This window comes from Alteromonas sp. KUL106 (genome assembly GCF_009811415.1).
Classification (GTDB): Bacteria; Pseudomonadota; Gammaproteobacteria; order Enterobacterales; family Alteromonadaceae; genus Alteromonas.
This window is the reverse complement of sequence record NZ_BLIG01000007.1, coordinates 16,426-35,865: the sequence shown is the minus strand read 5'-3', so window position 1 is coordinate 35,865 and position 19,440 is coordinate 16,426. Positions and strand designations below refer to the sequence as shown.

Annotated in this window: 12 protein-coding genes; 8 read left to right on the top strand and 4 right to left on the bottom strand. The window is 45.5% G+C overall.

The genetic code is table 11. From position 1 onward, the window contains the following. Positions 1–214: 214 nt before the first annotated feature. On the top strand, positions 215–2,161 hold the full coding sequence (locus GVO63_RS03015; RefSeq protein ID WP_159578076.1) for a M1 family metallopeptidase: 1,947 nt from the start codon (positions 215–217) through the stop codon (positions 2,159–2,161). Positions 2,162–2,317: 156 nt separating this feature from the next. Here GVO63_RS03015 and GVO63_RS03010 read toward each other — a convergent pair whose 3' ends face one another. Continuing rightward, positions 2,318–2,920 carry a YigZ family protein gene (locus GVO63_RS03010; RefSeq protein ID WP_159578075.1) on the bottom strand — a complete coding sequence of 201 codons (603 nt, stop codon included), beginning with the start codon at positions 2,918–2,920 and terminating at the stop codon, positions 2,318–2,320. A gap of 175 nt (positions 2,921–3,095) precedes the next feature. Here GVO63_RS03010 and GVO63_RS03005 point away from each other — a divergent pair, with 175 nt between their 5' ends. The 3 genes from GVO63_RS03005 to GVO63_RS02995 all read left to right on the top strand — a co-directional run bounded on the left by GVO63_RS03005 (position 3,096) and on the right by GVO63_RS02995 (position 9,934). Next, complete coding sequence (locus tag GVO63_RS03005) at positions 3,096–4,388, top strand: TMEM143 family protein (protein WP_159578074.1); 1,293 nt, start codon at positions 3,096–3,098, stop codon at positions 4,386–4,388. A 274-nt stretch (positions 4,389–4,662) separates the two neighbouring features. After that, entirely contained in the window at positions 4,663–6,195 is a 1,533-nt protein-coding gene (gene sbcD / locus GVO63_RS03000) for an exonuclease subunit SbcD (RefSeq protein WP_159578073.1), read from the top strand. Positions 6,196–6,199: 4 nt separating this feature from the next. After that, a complete protein-coding gene (locus GVO63_RS02995; protein WP_159578072.1) occupies positions 6,200–9,934 on the top strand; it encodes an AAA family ATPase in 3,735 nt (1,244 codons plus the stop codon). 934 nt (positions 9,935–10,868) lie between these two features. Here GVO63_RS02995 and GVO63_RS19570 read toward each other — a convergent pair. After that, the gene (locus GVO63_RS19570; RefSeq protein ID WP_236552040.1) at positions 10,869–11,159 is read right to left on the bottom strand and encodes a hypothetical protein; all 291 of its coding nucleotides are present in this window, start codon (positions 11,157–11,159) and stop codon (positions 10,869–10,871) included. A gap of 468 nt (positions 11,160–11,627) precedes the next feature. Between GVO63_RS19570 and GVO63_RS02985 the strand changes: the two genes are divergently transcribed. Next, on the top strand, positions 11,628–13,049 hold the full coding sequence (locus GVO63_RS02985) for a S41 family peptidase (RefSeq protein ID WP_159578071.1): 1,422 nt from the start codon (positions 11,628–11,630) through the stop codon (positions 13,047–13,049). Positions 13,050–13,163: 114 nt separating this feature from the next. Further along, positions 13,164–14,384 (top strand): serine/threonine transporter SstT, encoded by a 1,221-nt coding sequence (sstT, locus tag GVO63_RS02980; RefSeq protein ID WP_159578070.1) that lies wholly within the window; start codon positions 13,164–13,166, stop codon positions 14,382–14,384. A gap of 35 nt (positions 14,385–14,419) precedes the next feature. Here the strand turns inward: sstT and hutG are convergent, their stop codons facing one another. Further along, complete coding sequence (hutG, locus tag GVO63_RS02975; protein WP_159578069.1) at positions 14,420–15,388, bottom strand: formimidoylglutamase; 969 nt, start codon at positions 15,386–15,388, stop codon at positions 14,420–14,422. Further along, the gene (gene hutI / locus GVO63_RS02970) at positions 15,381–16,640 is read right to left on the bottom strand and encodes an imidazolonepropionase (RefSeq protein ID WP_201281870.1); all 1,260 of its coding nucleotides are present in this window, start codon (positions 16,638–16,640) and stop codon (positions 15,381–15,383) included. Before hutI ends, hutG begins: the two co-directional genes overlap by 8 nt. 188 nt (positions 16,641–16,828) lie before the next feature. Between hutI and GVO63_RS02965 the strand changes: the two genes are divergently transcribed. Continuing rightward, complete coding sequence (locus GVO63_RS02965) at positions 16,829–17,593, top strand: UTRA domain-containing protein (protein ID WP_159578067.1); 765 nt, start codon at positions 16,829–16,831, stop codon at positions 17,591–17,593. 105 nt (positions 17,594–17,698) lie between these two features. Further along, positions 17,699–19,438: a urocanate hydratase gene (hutU, locus tag GVO63_RS02960; RefSeq protein WP_159578066.1), complete on the top strand. Its 1,740-nt coding sequence runs from the start codon at positions 17,699–17,701 to the stop codon at positions 19,436–19,438. The last annotated feature ends 2 nt before the right edge of the window (positions 19,439–19,440 follow it).

The window sequence follows — 19,440 nt, the reverse complement described above, 5'->3', positions numbered from 1 at the left end:
AAAGTGCCACTCCCGCTTTATCGCGACGCTGACGTCTATTCAATATCGAATTAAAATATCACTACTTGCAACGTTGTTTTTGAAACGTTGCGTTTTCAAAATATCGCATTTTCGAAATGTAGCGCAGTTACAACGCAGCTCTTCGAAATAGAGTCGCCAGTCATATGAGGGCTTGATACACTGAAAACGTATCAATCATCCTTTAGGAAGTTATATGAAAAAATACGGATTACTGGCTACGTTCGTTTGTGCGCCTGTGCTGTTCGCGTGCAGTGATAATAGCCATGTAGACACAGCAAAGGCAGACCTAGATCACACCGTCAGCGAAGGCTCGGGTTCAAGTACTCAAACGCAACATGCTCGGGTAGAAAAACACGTTGATACAGGGATTGCGTCTGGCGTAGACTATCACTCTTTTGCCAACCCAAATGAAGTTCGGGTTACGCATTTAAGCTTAAACCTAACCGCAAATTTCGAGACTAAACAGCTTGTTGGCGACGTAACTCTTGATGTTGAGCGCGCAAAGCCTGGCAACAACACCCTAGTATTGGATACAAGAGCGTTAAACATTCAAAGTGTTAGCGTAGAGGGAGAGAGTGTTCCTTTTGAAATGGGCCAGACAGACCCTGATTTAGGTACGCCTCTTACTATTACGTTACCTAGCGCTGCAAGTTCGGTAACGGTTGCGTATTCAACCTCACCCGAGGCTTCAGGCGTGCAATGGTTAACGCCTGCACAAACAGCAGGTAAACAGCATCCGTTTCTATTTACGCAAGCACAGGCTGTACACGCACGAAGCTTCATTCCGCTTCAAGATTCTCCGCAAGTACGGGTAACCTACGACGCCACAATAAAAACACCTGAAGCCCTGCTGGCGGTGATGAGTGCGTCGAACGACCCCACTACCGAGCGTGACGGCGAATATGAATTCACTATGCCACAGCCAATCCCGTCGTATCTTATTGCGTTGGCCATCGGTGATTTGGAATTTAAAGCCATGGGTAAGCGCACAGGTGTTTACGCTGAGCCTGCGCTCCTTGAAAGTGCCGCGAAAGAATTTGAAGATACTGAAGCGATGTTAGAGGTAACAGAAGAAACTTACGGACCCTACCAATGGGATCGTTACGACCTGCTCATTTTACCGCCGTCGTTCCCGTTTGGAGGTATGGAAAACCCTCGCTTGTCGTTTATAACGCCAACGGTGATTGCCGGTGATAAAAGCTTGGTTTCTTTGATTGCCCATGAACTTGCGCACAGTTGGTCAGGTAACACGGTGACCAATGCTACCTGGCGGGATCTCTGGTTGAACGAAGGTTTCACAACGTATTTAACATACCGAATTATGGAAATGATCTACGGCCATGATCGTTTCAAAAAAGAAGCCGTGTTGGGATACCAAGATTTGGAGAACGATGTCGCAGCCCTAGAACAGAATGACGAGATTCTGGCCATCGATCTTCGTGGGCGTAACCCTGATGATGTTTTTTCGAATATTCCATACGAAAAAGGGGCACTGTTCTTACGTGAAATTGAACAAAAGATTGGCCGTGAAAACTTTGATGCGTTCTTAATGCAGTACTTTAAAGATTTTGCTTTCAAGAGCATTACCACCGATACATTTATTGCCTATTTAAATGACACGTTAATACAACAATACCCTGACAAGCTGGACGCGAATCGCATTCACGCGTGGATTTTTGAGCCAGGCATTCCAGAGGGCGCACCTCAGCCAGAATCTGACGCCTTCACTAAAATCGATGATACGCGAAACGCTTGGCTTTCTGGCGACGTGAAAGCGGCGGATATTGAAACAGCCCAGTGGACAGTGCACGAGTGGCTATATTTCCTCAACAACATGCCTGACTCGTTAACTAAAGCACAGCTTTCTGAGCTTGACTCTGCGTTCTCACTGACGTCGACTAAAAACAACGAAATAGCGCACAGCTGGTTGATGATCGCAGTTGAAAATAACTATCAGCCTGCCTTCGACCGTTTGTATAGCTATTTAGTGTCGATAGGGCGCAACAAGCTAGTGAAACCGCTTTATCGTGAACTATCAAAAACGCCTGAGGGCAAAGCGTTCGCAAAGCGTGCGTTTGAAGAAGCGAAACCGGGTTATCACCCGCTTACCGTGAAAGCAAACGAAGGCTATGTAAATTAAGTGTTTGTGCTCGCACGCTGTCAATGCAGTGCGAAACACTCTTTCAGTTGATTCAGAGGTGCTAAAACGTCCGCATTTTTATTCGGCATGGTTAGCACAGCACGAAAACAAAAAGCAGCGCAATTGCGCTGCTTTTCGTTGCCGATTTTTAAAGCGTTACTTTTTCTGGGCTAATACGGAAAAAGCGATAGGTGCCATTTGCTTCTTAAAGTCTTCCAGGGCGTTTAAAGGTAACTCAACGTCTATTTTTACGCTGCTTCCATAGTTGCAGTTCGCAATGTTACCTTGAGCTTGCTCCACCAAATGACGTACAAACTGCTCGTGTTTGAAATCGATGTCGATGCGTAACGGTTCCAACTTAATTTCTTGCCTTACTTCAAGCGCGTCAATCGCTTGCTGAGCGGCAGCCGAGTAAGCCCTGACCAAACCACCAGCTCCTAATTTAATGCCGCCAAAATACCGAGTGACAATGATCATAATGTCGCCGATATCTTTGTGCTGGAGTACATTTAATATGGGTTTTCCGGCTGTGCCGCTTGGCTCGCCGTCGTCAGCCATCGCTGCACTAATAGGCGAATTAGGGTTTCCGAAAACATAAGCCCAGCAGTGGTGACGCGCATCGGGGTACTGTTGTTTAACGCTATCTAAAAGTGCCATTGCACTTTCACGAGAGTTCGCAAAACCGGCACAAGCAATGAATTTGCTTTTTTTAATTTCGTACAGGGTTTCAACCTGTTTAGCGGGAACGGGATAAGTCATCTGCGCATTGTAAGCGAAGATAATTTTTTATTTAAGCTTAATTAGGGCATGTTTGAAGGGAGTCGCTCTTGCGGCTTATCCATTGGGCTTAATTCCGCTCAGAATGGTTGTGTTTTTCCTACACTAGGGTAACTATTTGCACTAAATAAAATTAAAAAACATATAAGACCACTTAATGCCACTAGAACGATTTATTCCTTTTCGCAAACGCGACGTCATTTCCCTGTGTGAAAATTTGCTCGCGCATGAGTCGGCAAGCTTTCGTGCTTTTTCAACCTTGCTAGTGAATCGTATTCACTACCAGTACCACGAGCAACTGGAAACGCTGAAAAATAGCTATAGTCATTTTGACCCCAATAAAGATACGCGTGATTTACAGCCTTCAAGTGAAGCAATTCGAAAACAAAGCCAAAAAGCATTCTCAAACGAATTTGCTAATCTTCTTAATGCAGCCAATTTCGAGAAAGTTACCAATGAAGATTTAGAAGCCGCGCTCAATGAAGAATCGCTTTTCAAAGTCCGTCTTGAAGTCAGTTTTGACGATTTCGAAAACGTCGTTTTTTATCGACGAGGTGAGTCAGTAAAAACAGAAACGGTGCGCACCTTCTTTGGATTACGAAAAAAGCAGGTGTCGTTTACCAACTACGACAAAGTGGCGGTGTATATCACCTTTAAAGATGAAGCCTACTTTAAAGAGAAAGGGCAAACGCCAGTTACCTTTAAACCAGGTTCTACCATAGTTAAGCTTTTTCAAAATGTACCTAAAGCCGACCTTGAAATGCTGTTTCCCAACAGCGAGGTGAAAATGCGTCCGCTAGATAAGCTAATTATTAGCGCTTCCGCTGCAATAGGCGGCACGGTGGTGCTAGTGACGAAGTTAGGCGCTTCGTTGTTACTTATGGCGTCTTTTCTTGCTTTTTGGCTTGGCTTTAAAGACGACGAAGTGGAGTTGACGAAGCAAAGCCTAATAACGTTTGGCATTGGCATGGGGGTGTTTGGCAGCTTTATCTTTAAGGAATGGACAAAGTTTAAAAACAGAAAAATCCGCTTCATGAAAGCCTTGTCCGACAACCTGTATTTTAAGAATTTGGATAATAACGCAGGCGTATTTCATACACTTATTGATGCAGCAGAGGAAGAAGACTGTAAAGAAGCACTATTAGCTTATACATTTTTGTTTACATGCAGCGAAGCACATTCTGGAGGTAGTGCTGCATTTAGGACTATGCGTTCAGAGCCTGAAATTGCTACAGGCGGAATGACATTAGCAACGCTGGATAGTGTGATAGAAACGTACTTTTTAGAAGAGTTTGACTGTGCTCTCGATTTTGACGTTACCGATGCCATTGATAAATTAGTGGACATGGAGTTAGTTGAACAGAACGGCGACGTGTTCGTTGCTCGACCGCTTGAAGATGCTGTAAAGATACTCGATGACTACTGGGACAATATTTATCAGCCTGTTTGACCGGCACTGATAAAATGATAAGTCCGGCTTATACGGCCATTTCCAACTAAAAGTCTGTTAGTGTGTAAACGAGGTTATTAGAGTAGATTTTGTTCTCGAAGGTAAGTCAGTGGGCAGAGGTGCGTGCAATGCACTCAAACCATTGTCATAAAAGCACAAAATCTCTATAGTTGTTAAAAGGCGCGTTGATCAACATCGACGCTCCATAGCAGCAGCGCCACTGCGCCGAATGCGTTTCTCTATCTCCAATGCAACAAGCCTGGTTCACTTCTACATGAAAATATTGCATACATCTGACTGGCACTTAGGTCAGAGTTTTTTTACGAAAAGCCGCAAAAACGAACATGCCGCCTTCCTCAAATGGCTGCTTCAACAAGTAGAAGCGCATCAAGTAGATGCGATTATTGTCGCGGGTGATGTGTTCGACACGGGCACGCCGCCTAGCTATGCCAGAGAGCTCTACCATGCGTTTATCGGTGAGCTTCAGGGGATGCAGTGTACATTGGTGGTGCTGGGTGGAAATCACGATTCAGTGTCGGTATTGAACGAAAGTAAGGCGCTACTGAAATACTTAAACAGCCACGTAATTGCCAGTACATACGGCGAATTAAGTGAACAAGTCATTACGCTTAACGATCGCAAGGGGCAGCCCAGTGCCGTACTGTGTGCTGTTCCGTTTATTCGCCCACGTGATGTGCTAATCAGTGAAGCAGGGCAAAGCGCCACTGACAAGCGCCAAGCACTGGGCGAGGCGATAAAGCAGCATTATGGGGCGCTTTATAATGAAGCCCTGTCATTGCGCATCGCAATGGAAGAAAAACGAATAAAAGAGGGCAGTGAAAATAACGCTGCCATTCCTATTATTGCTACAGGGCACTTAACTGCTTTAGGTGTGAGTCAGTCAGAAAGTGTGCGTGATATTTACATTGGCACCCTTGAAGGCTTTGACGCTAAAGGGTTTCCGCCCGCCGATTACATTGCACTGGGGCATATTCACAGGCCACAGAAAGTGGCTAAAACAGAGCACATACGCTACTCAGGCTCGCCCATACCGCTAAGTTTTGATGAACTAAACACACAAAAGCAAGTGGTGTTGGTTACGTTTGGCTCTGAAAGCACAACGCCAACTATCTCAACGCTTCCAATACCGCGCTTTCAGGCCATGGAAGTAATAAAAGGCGATTTACAAGCGATTGAGGCGGCCATTAATGAAAGCGAGGCCATCGCGTTAGCTTCTCACACAGATGATGCCGTTAGCGAATTGGATGAAGTAGATAAAGCCCTTAGCGAAGCGGATAACGCCGTTAGCGCGACGGATAACGCCATGACTCCTAAAGACCCCGTGTGGTTATGCATTGAGGTTGAAACAGAAGACTACCTGACTGATTTGCAGCAGCGTATTCAGGGCTTGTTAGAGGGTAAAAACGCTGAAATTTTACAGTTGAAACGCAAGCGTAAGCGGACGGTAAATAGCTTAACGGAAAAGCAAAACGTCCAGCTTAGCGAACTGTCTGTAAACGATGTATTTGAAGCGCGTTTGGCACTGGAGAGCATAGAAGATAGTTCAACAAGTGAGTCGGCACCAAGTGAGTCGGTACCAATTGAGCCGGCACAAGAAACCCTGCTAGATGACGACCAAAGCGCCGGAGAAACGGAAGAAGCAGGTTCAGAGAAAAGCGCTTCGCGCATAAACCGAATACGGCAGCTGTTTAATGAAGCGCTAGAGCGGGTGCATACCAATGATGAAGAGGCTGAAGTATCAGTGGAAGCATCATTGGCAAATACTACAGAAAACAAAGGCGAGTAATACAATGAGAATATTGACCTTACGCCTTAAAAACCTAAACGCCTTAAAAGGGGAGTGGAAGATAGATTTCACCCAGTCGCCGTTTATCGACAATGGCCTGTTTGCCATTACTGGCCCAACTGGGGCGGGTAAAACCACGCTGCTTGATGCCATATGTTTAGCGCTTTATCACCAAACCCCTCGCTTGGGGCCAATTTCAACGTCGAACAACGACATCATGACCCGCGGCACGGCGGAGTGTTTGGCAGAGGTTGAGTTTGATATTAAGGGGAAAGCATATCGCGCGTTTTGGAGTATGCGTCGCGCCAGAGGGAAAGTTGACGGTAACCTTCAAAGTGCCGATGTTGAGCTTGCCGATGTTGAAAGCGGCAAGGTATTGGCTACCCAAGTTAGACCGAAAAGTGAAGAGATTGAAAAGCTGACTGGCCTTAACTTTGCCCGTTTCACTAAGTCTATGATGTTGTCGCAAGGGGATTTTGCTGCGTTTTTAAATGCCAACGAGGCCGACCGTGCCGAGCTGCTTGAAGAACTTACTGGCACTGAAATTTACGGGCAGGTATCACAGGCGGTACATCAGCAATTTAGCGATGCTAAGCAAAAGAAAAAAGAATTCGCGATAAAGCTAGAGGGCGTAACTTTGCTAAGCGACGAGCAAATCACTCAGCTTGAAGATGAGCAGGCCCGAGTTAAGGAGCAAGTCGCGGCGTTTAACCAAACGCTTATTGAACTCCAAGAGCAACAACAGTGGCAACGCGCGTTTGACTCCAATCAGAAGGCGATGAAAGAAGCCAGTGACGCACAGCAGGGCGCGAATAATGCCATCAATGAGGCTAAACAAGAGCTTGATCTTCTCACCCAGAGTGAACCTGCTGAAAAGCTTCGCCTGCCATTTTTACAAAGAAACGGGCTTCAGCAAGATGTAACCCGTTATAAAGAAAAACTTGAAGAGAAGGCGGCTAAGCTGCCTGACTTAAAAACGCAAAAGGCACAACTTAGTTCAGAAGTAACCCATGCAGAACAAGCACTAGCGCATACAAAGCAACAAAGCAGTGAGCTTGAAAAGCGCATAAATGAGCAGGTGGTTCCGCTAGATAACCAAATAGCGCAGCTCACTACTGAACAGCAAAAAGCAAACGAAAGCGCGGCAAATTTAAGGCAGTCAATAAACGCGTTAACGCTAAAGCGCACAGAAATCGAAAACGCCTCGGCAGATAACAAGACAAAGCTTGGTGAACTGGAAGCTTACTTAAGTGAACACCACTCACTTAGCGGCATGGCAGAATTTATCAGTGGCTGGAGTGAAACGGCGCGCCATATTGAACATGATCAGAAGCAATTAGAAACACTGACACAAAGCGTAAAGAATGATCGTCAGGCGCTTTCATCCCTAGATGGAGCTATTGCAAAAACAAATGAGTCGTTAAACGCGTTAACGCAAACCTTCGATGCTAAAAATGCACACGTCGCTACATGCGAGAAGGCGCTTTATGCCGCGCTATCTGACAAGCTAACTGATACCAATAGTGCTGTAAGCAAAGCGGGTCTTCAGCAAGAGCGCGAAAGCAAGCTTCATCACTGGGATAACGTGGTACAGATAGGGCATATTCAACAGCAATATTTGACACTAAAACAAGACAAGGTGTCGCTGAGTGCACAGAAAGAAGACTTGTCGAAACAATTAGCGCAGCAGCAATCTGACCGACAAGCCTTAGTTGACGCTTATAAGCAAACTCGTAGTAATTTAAAAGACATAGAGGCGCTTATTGCCTTAGATGCTGAAGTGGCGCACCTGCGCGCGCAGTTAAAAAGTGGCGAGCCATGCCCTGTTTGTGGGGCAAACGAACACACCACGTCCAGCGTGGAAATTGATGTGCCTGAGACTATTCAAAAGCGAGATAGCTTAAAGCAGCAGTTAGATGATATTGAGCAGCAGGGGGCGCGGGCAAAAGAAAGCGTGACGCAGACTGAATTCACCCTTGCTCAGGTTGATAAGCAGCTAGAACAGGCAAGCGGGCAACGAGATACGCTGTTAGAAAAGTGGCAGCAGATTTCAAGCGTACTTAGCGCTGATATACCGAGCTTTGAACAGGTCGACATTAATACCTCACAAAGCGTCGCTCAATTTACCCAGCAGTTTAAAACTCGTCTTGATGATATTAGTGCCCAATTAACGCGTTTAGAAGAGTGCGAGCATGCTCTAAATGCTGCACTGCAGGCTAAAAATGAAGCGCAACAGGCGTTACAAACCAAACAGTCAGAGCGTGCAGTTTCTCTTCAGCAGCGCGAAACCTTAGAAAAGCAATGCATCGAACGCAATGCAGAGTTAGAAAGCAAAACTAAAGGAATTAACGATAGTATTGTAGCGCTCAGCGAGACCATGACGGCGCAGGGTGCTGACATTCACAACCTGTCAATTGATGGAATTACCAAGTGGTTAAATGAAAAAGCCGAAGCGCTTAAAATCTATAAACACAATTATCAACTGCACGCCAAACTAAAAGATGAGTTGCAAGAGGTGAGTAGCTCCTTACTTGTGCTTAATCGCGATATCGAAAGCGCTGAGCATCAGCTTGAGGGTGTATCCGAAGAGCTTGTGCAGCTAGATATTAGCCTAAAAGCGCTGGGAGACTCGCGCAAAACCGTATTCCCAGAAGGCAATATCGCAGACGCAAGGAGTAGGGCAAGGGCTGCTCAAGAGCAAGCTGAGCGAAACGTGAGTGAATGTAAATCTCGCCTGCAACAAACGGACACTATATTGTCTCGTTTAGAAGCGGAAATTGCCCAGCTTCATGAGCAAATGCGCGAAAAAGAGCAGACACTGACAGAGGCAACAGAGCACTTTAACCGTCAGTTGGCGAGCAGCCCTTTTGCCGATGAGCAAGCGTTTAGCAATGCGCTCTTAGACGAAGAAACCCGCAATGCGTTACTTGAACTGCAAAAGCGATTAACACAGCAAAAGCAACAGGCAGACCTAAAGCTAGAAAACGCGCTAGCCGCTCAACAATCGCTACAAACCTATGCGAAAGCAGCGCAGTGGCAGCGTGAGTTAGAAGAACACGGTGCACAGTGGATAGACATAGAAATTACACAGCAAGCCGAGCAGCGTGACACGCTGTTATCTTCTTTAGGGCAAATTGAACAGCAGCTAAGCGCAAACAATCAAGCCCGTGAAAAGCAACAGCAGCTTGTGAACGAGATGGCCACGTTTGAGGCCTATTACGATGATATTACCTACCTGCACTCATTGATTGGTTCAGCAAGCGGCGACAAATTCAGACGCTTTGCTCAAGGGCTTACTCTGGACAACTTAGTGCAGCTTGCTAATCAGCAGCTTGATAAATTACACGGTCGCTATCAGCTTATTCGAAAAGAAAATGAAGGGTTGAGTTTAAGTGTATTAGACACTTGGCAAGGGGACGTAGTGCGAGATACTAAAACTCTGTCTGGCGGAGAAAGTTTCTTAGTGAGTCTTGCACTGGCTCTCGCTTTATCAGACTTGGTCAGTCACAAGACCAGTATTGATTCGCTATTTTTGGATGAAGGCTTTGGTACCCTTGATGCTGAAACTTTGGATGTGGCCCTTGATGCATTAGATAACTTAAATGCCAGCGGAAAAATGATTGGTGTAATAAGCCATATTGAAGCCATGAAGGAGCGTATTCCTACTCAGCTAAAAGTAATTAAACGCAACGGCGTAGGTCTTAGCGCGTTAGAAAAGGCGTATGCGGTTTCAAGTTAAATGGGGATGTATTGGGAAGTGAGGGAGCGGCGTACGGGAATTATTGCTCACTTCCGGTAAATTGTGCTTGTCCAAAATATTGCAAAATGTTTTTAAAATCAGCCTTATACAACTTAAAGCTACAATCACCACTTATCAACTATTAGTTATCAGAAACAACACAAAGTACAGTTTACTACACAAAATTTTGTTCGATAATACAGATGCCTGCAATGATGCAGGATTATATAAAACGAATTTAATATGAAATGCGAGGAACTCACACAGAGTGAACTTGAATATGTCTCGGGCGGATTTAGAAATTTTATGATTGGCTACTTGGTATCAAAGGCAATGGATAGTTATGTTGATTAGGTACAGGGTGGCGCCGGTGGGTGGAAAGTTGAATACAACGGCACAGGTTATGATGACCCACTGCTTTAAACAGACAGATAGAGTTACTTAAATGAAAGACGTGCCTCTCTTGAATAAAGTCATTTATTTTGGGTTTCTTCTGCTAGGCACGTACCTATGCAGCAAAATGCTCCAACTTATAATTCTGTATTTTCTTAACCAACCATTTTTCATTAATCCCATGTCTATTACTCAGTCAGATGAATTTACATCTTCCATTAAGACCTCACTTATCCTACTTGATTTTATTAGCTTTGCTCTTTGTTATTTTGCGTTGAGTAAGTGCTGCATTTTATCTAGAAACAACTGAGAAACTGACAATATAGAAAGCAATATATAGCAAGGTAATCCTAAATACGTTCCGATTCCCTTGTGCCCCTTAGTTCAATAAAAATATCACCTCGCCTGAATGGGGTAGGCTCAATCGTTTCGGCCACACAGCAATGCGGTAACTGACCGAGGCCGCTTGCAAGGGCAATAAACTAGCTTCATCATCCATGGGAAAATCGAGATACCTATTGTTCATATCACGCTAGATAAGCTACGCCTTCTCTAAGTAGACCGCAATGCGGTGGCTGATACTGTCAACTACCCATTCCACATCGATATGACTTGGCGCTTTGACGCGCTTGAACTTGGTTTTACCTCTCTCTTCTGTTAACGCTATTTTGGCAGCATCATCGCGAGTCCACGCATCCGTGTAGTCACCCCATGCAGGGTAACTCATCTGCTTCCTAGGGTTGTCCGATGGTGCAGCGTGCACTGAACCTATTAAACTTAAGCCTATGGCCAAAGTCGTTGAACATGTCAAAAACGTTTTTTTTAAAGTCATTTAAACCATCCTGTATTTTCTATTAAAAAAGATAGTCATCCTCGGTCTATCTGTTTTCAATTGAGCATGTGGTATGCCAAGTATGGTTTTTTGTTTTTTATCTATATGATTATTAGTGATTATTTATTCTTTTGGTAAGTTTGTAGAGCTAGAGTTGATGCTAAGGTTGAAGTTATATGGCAACAGTTATAAGTAAGTAATTCGCGTTAATGGTAATCTTTTCTTAATCGATTAAGCTTCTGCATGTGTTTAAAGTAATGCCTAATAAGCTGACTTCAATGCATTTTTTTTACTTTCGATTATAAATACGGTTAGTGTGATATCTTGCTGAAGAAAAGTGTCGCAGTTGAGCATCATTTTTCAGGAAAGCATTATATTTACTTACAAGTCATTTCACGTAAATACTATCAAGATCATGGTTTTATGATACTTTATCGTTATTAAAAGTAGATATGGACGTCATATTTAGTGAAACGATTTGCGATATTCCCTCTTTTTGCCTCTTTCTGTTCTTTTGGTAGTACCTTTCAATGTGAAAGTGAGTTTGAATGGTTAAAGAGCACGTTTGAAAACAACGATGCCGGTTTTAAATATAGCGTCGAGAAAAAAGGGCAGGATCTTTATTCCGCCCACAATAATGCCGTCTTGGCTCGGGTACAAAGCGCGAAGAACGAAGCGCAATGCCAAACTGTCCTTAGCGACTGGCTTACGTTTTTTCGCAAAGGGCATGTTGGTCTTGTACTAAATACGAATGGTACAGAGGAAACGGTACGCGAATCGGTAGTGCATGATTTCGACTTATCGGCATTTAAACAATATTTAAAAAGCAAACGTGACGAAACTCTTGAAGGGATTTGGCAATTCTCAAGCTATACGGTTGCGTTAAAAAAAGAAGGTAAAGTCCATAAAGCTTATATCGTTGAAAGTACTAATCCTTCATGGAAGGCAGGACAAGTAAAGTTCATCCTTAACGACCCTACAGACAGCAATACTGCAAACGTGACGTTTTTTATGGGCGATCACTCCGCCCGACAAATCGATACCATGACACTCTTGGGTAACAATGAAGTGGTGTTGGGCAATAGCTTTATCGTTATGTCGCGACAGGAACCGCGACAAGAATCATCGCCTGAAATAAAACGCTATGTTCGCCTACTAAGTACAAAGGCTCCGCTATTCGAAAAAATTTCAGAGAACACAGTATTAGTTCGCATACCGTCTTTCGACCATGCCTTCAAAAAAGACATCGACGCCGTTATCGCTAAGCACCTAGACACAATTTTAAAAACTGAAAATCTCATTATCGACATCCGAGGAAACGGTGGTGGTAGTGACGTAAGCTATGCGTCTTTACTCCCTATTTTATACACCAATCCTATTCGCACTGTAGGCATGGAATACTTATCCAGCGAGCTTAACAACTCTAGAATGCTTGGCTTTTTGCAAAACCCTCATTTTAGTGAAGAAGAAAAGCAGTGGGCCAAAGACGGGTACAACATTCTTCAGCAACACATCGGCAGCTACATCAATATTGATGACGACGTAACGGTCGAGACATTCGATAAAATTGAACCCTTGCCGAAGAGTATTGGCGTACTCGTTGATTCAAGTAATGGCAGTACCGCAGAACAGTTTTTGCTGGCGGCTAAACAAAGCAAGAAAGTAAAGTTGTTTGGGCAAACCACCGCAGGTGTACTTGATATCTCAAACATGTATCAAACTGATTCGCCGAGCGGTATTTTTACCTTGCATTACAGTTTAAGCAAAAGTTTGCGTATTCCCCACATGGCCATCGATGGGGTAGGCATTCAGCCAGACTACTATATTGATAGTGAACTCCCTCTTTACAAGTGGACGTCTTACACGCAAAAGATACTTGAAGGCATGTAAACCCTCATAAACGGCAAGCATACGGTTATTTGCGAGTAACTAAGACTAAACAGGTTCATTTGTGTAACGTTATCCTTTATGGTGCGTCGTCAAAATAATAATGGACCAACATTTATGGACTCAACGTCACGCCCAAGTTTGTTTCAGCGCTACATGAATGGCAGTTTGGTACTGCAAATTATCATCGGTATCGTATGTGGAATTGCGATAGCGAGTTTTTCACCTTCAACTGCTCAATCGGCAGGGTTGTTGGGGAATTTATTTGTAAAAGCCCTTAAAGCGATTGCGCCTTTGTTAGTGTTTGTTTTGGTCATGGCGTCAATTGCCAATCATAAGCAAAACGAGCAAACCTTCATCAAACCTGTTTTGATGCTGTACCTCGTAGGTACGTTACTGGCATCGCTCACCGCCGTGTTAGCAAGCTTCGCTTTTCCTACAAGCTTAAGTTTAGTGACCTCAGACATTAGCCAAGCTGCACCGAAAGGGGTATCGGAAGTCCTCACTACGTTGCTTTATAACATGGTGGATAACCCGGTGAACGCGCTAGTTAACGGAAACTATATTGGTATTCTTACCTGGGCTGTAGGCCTAGGTTTAGGCCTTCGTCATGCTAGCGAGGCAACGAAAGCACTACTTCAAAATATGGCTGATAGCGTAACAACCGTGGTGGGTTTTGTTATTAAGCTCGCGCCATTCGGTATTTTCGGCTTGGTAGCCAATACCATTGCCACAACGGGCTTTGAAGCATTGCTTGGCTATTCCCATTTATTAACGGTACTCATTGGCGCAATGCTATTTATCGCACTTGTGACCAACCCTTTATTAGTATTTTTGGCGACCAAAAAGAACCCTTACCCCTTGGTGTTTAAATGCCTGAAAGAAAGTGGCATTACGGCGTTTTTCACCCGTAGCTCTGCGGCGAATATTCCGGTAAACATGGCGCTGTGTAAACGCTTAAAGCTTGATGAAGACACCTATTCGGTATCTATTCCGTTAGGCGCGACCATTAATATGGCAGGAGCTGCGATTACTATTACAGTGCTGACACTCGCCGCGGTGAATACCTTAGGTATTTCAGTAGACTTCCCAACGGCTGTATTGTTAAGCGTTATCGCTGCGGTATCAGCATGCGGAAGTTCAGGTGTTGCAGGTGGTTCGCTACTGCTTATTCCGCTTGCCTGTAGCCTGTTTAATATACCCAATGAAGTCGCTATGCAGGTGGTTGCGGTGGGCTTTATTGTTGGCGTACTGCAAGACTCTGCTGAAACAGCATTAAATAGCTCCACCGACGTATTGTTTACCGCCGCTGCGTGTGAAAGGGCAGGCGGCCAGTAAACATAAAAGCGTCAAACATAAAAGCGTTAAACAGTTCAAGTGTGAGAACTTACAGCATCTACCGCTTCAAAAATTAGCCGTGCAGCCAGCTTTGCTGTGCGGCTATCAATATCATAATTGGGGTTCATTTCCGCAATGTCACACAATCTCCATTGATACCCGTAAGTACTTTGGTGCTGTGCTAAAAAGTGCAGCGTGTTGATAACAAGTGTGGGAGATATTCCCAGCGCACTGGGCGCGCTAACGCCAGGTGCTTGTGCTGCTGGAAATGCATCTAAACATACAGTGACGTAAAGCTCATCGATGTCTTTTAGCATCGGAGATAGCAGCTCATCTATTCGCTGCATACACAGCGATTCATCATTTAACGCCACGTCGCTTAAATAACGGGTCTTGGACGTATTGGCAAAGTTAAACAGTGCTGGTGTATTGGCCGCTTTCGATACGCCCAAACAAGCATAATAAAAAGGTGTGTCGTGTAACTGGCAGTGCTCATACACTTGCCTGAACGGCGTACCTGAACTGGTGTTTGGTGAAGGCTTTCTCAGGTCAAAATGGGCGTCGAAATTAATAATACCAATGTGTGCGCTTTCGGGCTTAGCATTGAAAATGCCTTGATAGCTACCCCATGCAATTTCATGTCCCCCTCCCAGCCCAATGACTAATCCATCATTTTGCTTGAGCGCATAGCAAATGGCGTCAGCATATTGTGTTTGTGCCTGGGCTAAGTTCTCGTTAGCGGTAACATTCCCTAAATCAGCCAATGCTGCGCTTGGCCAGTGCCAGGGTAAGTTTGCCAGTGCCTGGCGAATAGCGTTTGGACCAGCAGCTGCACCCACGCGGCCTTTGTTAAATGCCACACCTAAATCACTTTCAAAACCAACAAGGGTAACGGAGTTGGCTAATGAATTATCTTCGCCCACTTCAAGTTCGTTAACTTTTTGATGCCAACGTAGGCCCTCAATGCCGTCTTCACTGTCGATTCTGCCTTGCCACTTAAACATGTTTACCTTCCTTAAACACCGCAACGGGGCGGTGGCCATTAATACAATAGGCGAGCTCAGCCGGTGTTTCGATATCCCATAGTGTTAAGTCAGCTAGCTTGCCTGTGTCTATGACGCCTCTATCTTGAAGTCCGAGTGCGCTCGCAGCATGTGCTGTGGCACCGCGCAGTGCTTCTTCTGGCGTAAGTTGAAACAGCACACACCCCATATTTATCGCGGTAAGTATAGAAGCTAAAGGCGAACTGCCAGGGTTAAAGTCTGTCGCTATTGCCATAGGTACGTTGTGTGCCCTAAGGGCGTCTACAGGTGGCTTTTGTACTTCATTTAAGTAATAAAATGCGCCCGGCAGCAGTACGGCAACGGTGCCATTTTGGGCAAGTAAAGGGATATCACTGTCAGCTAAGTACTCAATATGATCGACAGAGAGTGCGCCGTATTTCGCCGCAAGAACCGCGCCCTTGCTGTCGCTTAGCTGCTCTACATGGGCTTTAATGGGCAAACCATATTGCTGTGCGCAGTTAAACACTCGTTCTATTTGAGACGTTGAAAAGCCGATGGTCTCACAAAATACATCAACGGCGTCAGCCAAGTTTAGTGAGGCAATATGAGGAAGGGCCTCGTCGCAAATAAAATCGATATACTTATCAGGCGCATCATTAAATTCATTGGGCAGAGCGTGGGCACCTAAATAAGTGGTTTGAATACTCACGGGAAGGTGCTGTTCAAGAGATTTGGCCACGCGTAGCATGCGTACCTCAGTATCTAAATCCAAGCCGTACCCTGACTTAACTTCAATGGTAGTCACCCCCTCTTCGCACAGTCGCTTTGCGCGTTTTATCGCAGTGTTAAGCAGGGTGTGTTCGTCAGCTCGGCGTGTTTTTTCAACAGTCCCTTTAATGCCACCGCCGCGCTGTGCGATGTCTACATAACTTGCGCCCTGTAATCGCATTTCAAATTCTTCGGCGCGGTTGCCGCCGTACACCAAATGGGTATGACAATCGACAAAACCTGGCAATAACCATGGAAGTTTAAGTGGCTCGGCCTCAGTTTGTGGAATTAGGGTGGTGGCATCTATTACGCTATGGGCTTGCTCAAACACGTCATTAAGTGATGCGTCGCGAGAGATGAATGCTGCTATGTTGCCGTCTTTTATTGCAATAGCGGTGGTCGCTAATTCACCGTAGGGAAAGCCGTTGTCTTGCATAGACGCAATGCGAACGTTGTAAATAAGCGTGTCGTACTGATAATCCATAACGTGTTTCACCCTCAGTCACTTTTATCCAAATTTCATTAAACTGATGTCATAGCGCTTTTTGCGCTGTTTTCCGCAAATAGTGTTTAGCAATGCATAAATTTTGAATTCAGTGTACTTGTGCATACTTGTATATACAAGTATGCTGTTAGCATATTATTAACAATTTAGTTGTGAATGACCACGATATGCAACCTCGATACAGGGTAATTAAAGCGGCGATTTTGGATGCCATTGAAGACGGTGAGATGAAACCTGGCAGTCAGGTGCCTTCAGAAAACCAACTGGCGCAGCAACACGGCGTTAGCCGGATGACCGCACGACGGGCGCTAAGTGAAATGGTAGACGAGGGCATTTTAATGCGCAGTCAGGGGATCGGCACTTTTGTGTCTGACAGCCGACCGATGAGTTCTATGCTTGAGATTAAAAGTATTCGCGATGAAATAGAGCAGCGGGGACATCGTTATACCAACGAAATTTTGGTATTGGAAACGGCGCCAGCCAGCAATGCAATTGCTCAGCGACTTGCTATTGATGTGGGCAAGCCTGTATTCCACAGCATTATTGTGCACTGCGAGAATAACTTGCCTGTTCAATATGAAGACAGATGGGTTAATCCAATGTGGGTTGAAGACTACTTAGATAAAGATTTTAAAGCGCAAACTGCGAACTTTTATTTGAATCAGGTCGCGCCCCTCTCTCAGGCTGATCACAGTGTTGAAGCTGTGGTGGTTGAAAAAGATATAGCACAAGCGTTGTTGATTAAACCCAAAGAACCTTGCTTGAAAATCACTAGGCGTACGTTCTCTCGGGGAGCGTTAGCTAGCGGAGCAAACAACAGCGACCGTTCGCTCATCACTAAATCAACACTGAATTCAAACGCAGTGGTGAGTCACGCAGTGCTTTATCACCCAGGCAGTCGTTATCGCCTGGGTGGACATTTAGAGTTCTAAGTGTATATGCGCCGAAGGTCCTTATCATCAAGGCGCCTTCTGTAAAAAAATCTGACTTCCTATAAAAATAATATGTTGGCGAAGTTCAACGCCCAGGAGAAGTTTATGAAACGCCTCGACCCTACAAGAGAGATTCGTGCCCCTAGAGGCAGTACGCTCAATACAAAAAGCTGGCAAACTGAAGCGCCTCTGCGCATGTTAATGAATAACTTAGACCCCGAAGTGGCAGAGCATCCGCAAAATTTGGTGGTGTATGGCGGCATTGGACGCGCGGCCCGTGATTGGGCGTCTTACGATAAAATTGTTGAAGTGCTCAAGCGCTTAAATACGGACGAAACCTTACTCATTCAGTCAGGCAAGCCGGTTGGGGTATTCCCCACCCACGAAAATGCCCCCCGTGTGCTCATTGCTAACTCGAACCTCGTGCCGCACTGGGCAAATTGGGAGCATTTTAATGCTCTGGATAAAGAAGGTTTGATGATGTACGGGCAAATGACAGCGGGGTCGTGGATTTACATTGGCTCACAAGGCATCGTTCAAGGTACTTATGAAACCTTTATTAGCGTGGCGAAAACGCATTTTGAAGGCAGTGCTGAGGGCCGCTGGATCCTCACTGGGGGTCTTGGAGGCATGGGGGGCGCTCAGCCTCTCGCCGCGACAATGGCAGGTTTCTCCATGATCGCTGTGGAAGTCGATGAAACTCGCATAGACTTCAGAATTCGCACAGGTTATTTAGATAAGAAAGCACATTCATTAGAGGAGGCAATGTGCCTTTTACGCGAAGCCAAACAAGACGGTAAGCCCATATCCATAGGCTTACTTGGCAATGCTGCTGACGTATTTCCCGATATGCTAGAAAAAGGCATTATTCCTGATGTGGTGACCGACCAAACCAGCGCGCACGATCCACTAAATGGTTATCTACCGGTTGGGTGGACATTGGACCAAGCAGAAGCACAACGTAAAAAAGATGAAGCGTGCGTTATTAAAAAAGCAAAGCAGTCAATGGCATTGCAAGTTAAAGCCATGCTTGGTTTTCAACAAGCGGGCGCAGCCACACTTGATTACGGCAACAACATCAGACAAATGGCATTGGAAGAGGGCATTGAACATGCCTTTGACTTTCCGGGTTTTGTACCCGCCTATATTCGACCGCTTTTCTGCCAGGGCATAGGCCCTTTTAGATGGGCTGCGTTATCGGGCGATCCAGAAGATATCTATAAAACTGACGCCAAGGTTAAAGAGCTCATCCCCGACAACCCACATCTACACAACTGGTTAGATATGGCCAAAGCACGTATTCAGTTTCAAGGCCTTCCCGCGCGTATTTGCTGGGTGGGTTTGGGTGAACGGCAAAAGTTGGGTTTGGCCTTCAACGAAATGGTCCGCAGCGGTGAGCTCAGCGCGCCTGTCGTGATTGGTCGTGATCATCTCGACTCTGGCTCGGTAGCTTCACCCAATAGAGAAACTGAGGCCATGCTTGATGGCTCTGACGCCGTATCGGATTGGCCATTACTTAACGCACTCTTGAACACCGCTGGTGGCGCGACTTGGGTGAGTTTGCATCATGGTGGCGGTGTAGGCATGGGATTTAGCCAACATTCGGGCGTCGTGATTGTTTGTGACGGTACCGATGAAGCGGCACAGCGTATTGCTCGAGTCCTTCACAACGACCCTGCCACAGGCGTGATGCGTCATGCGGACGCGGGTTACGATATAGCGAAAGACTGTGCCGCAAAGCATAGTCTTGACCTCCCTATGGTCAATGGCGCGTCTAATACTCCAAGGGCGGACGACACAGATTCAGGCCATGGCTCAAATGAACGCTCGGGCGGGGAGGCGTAACC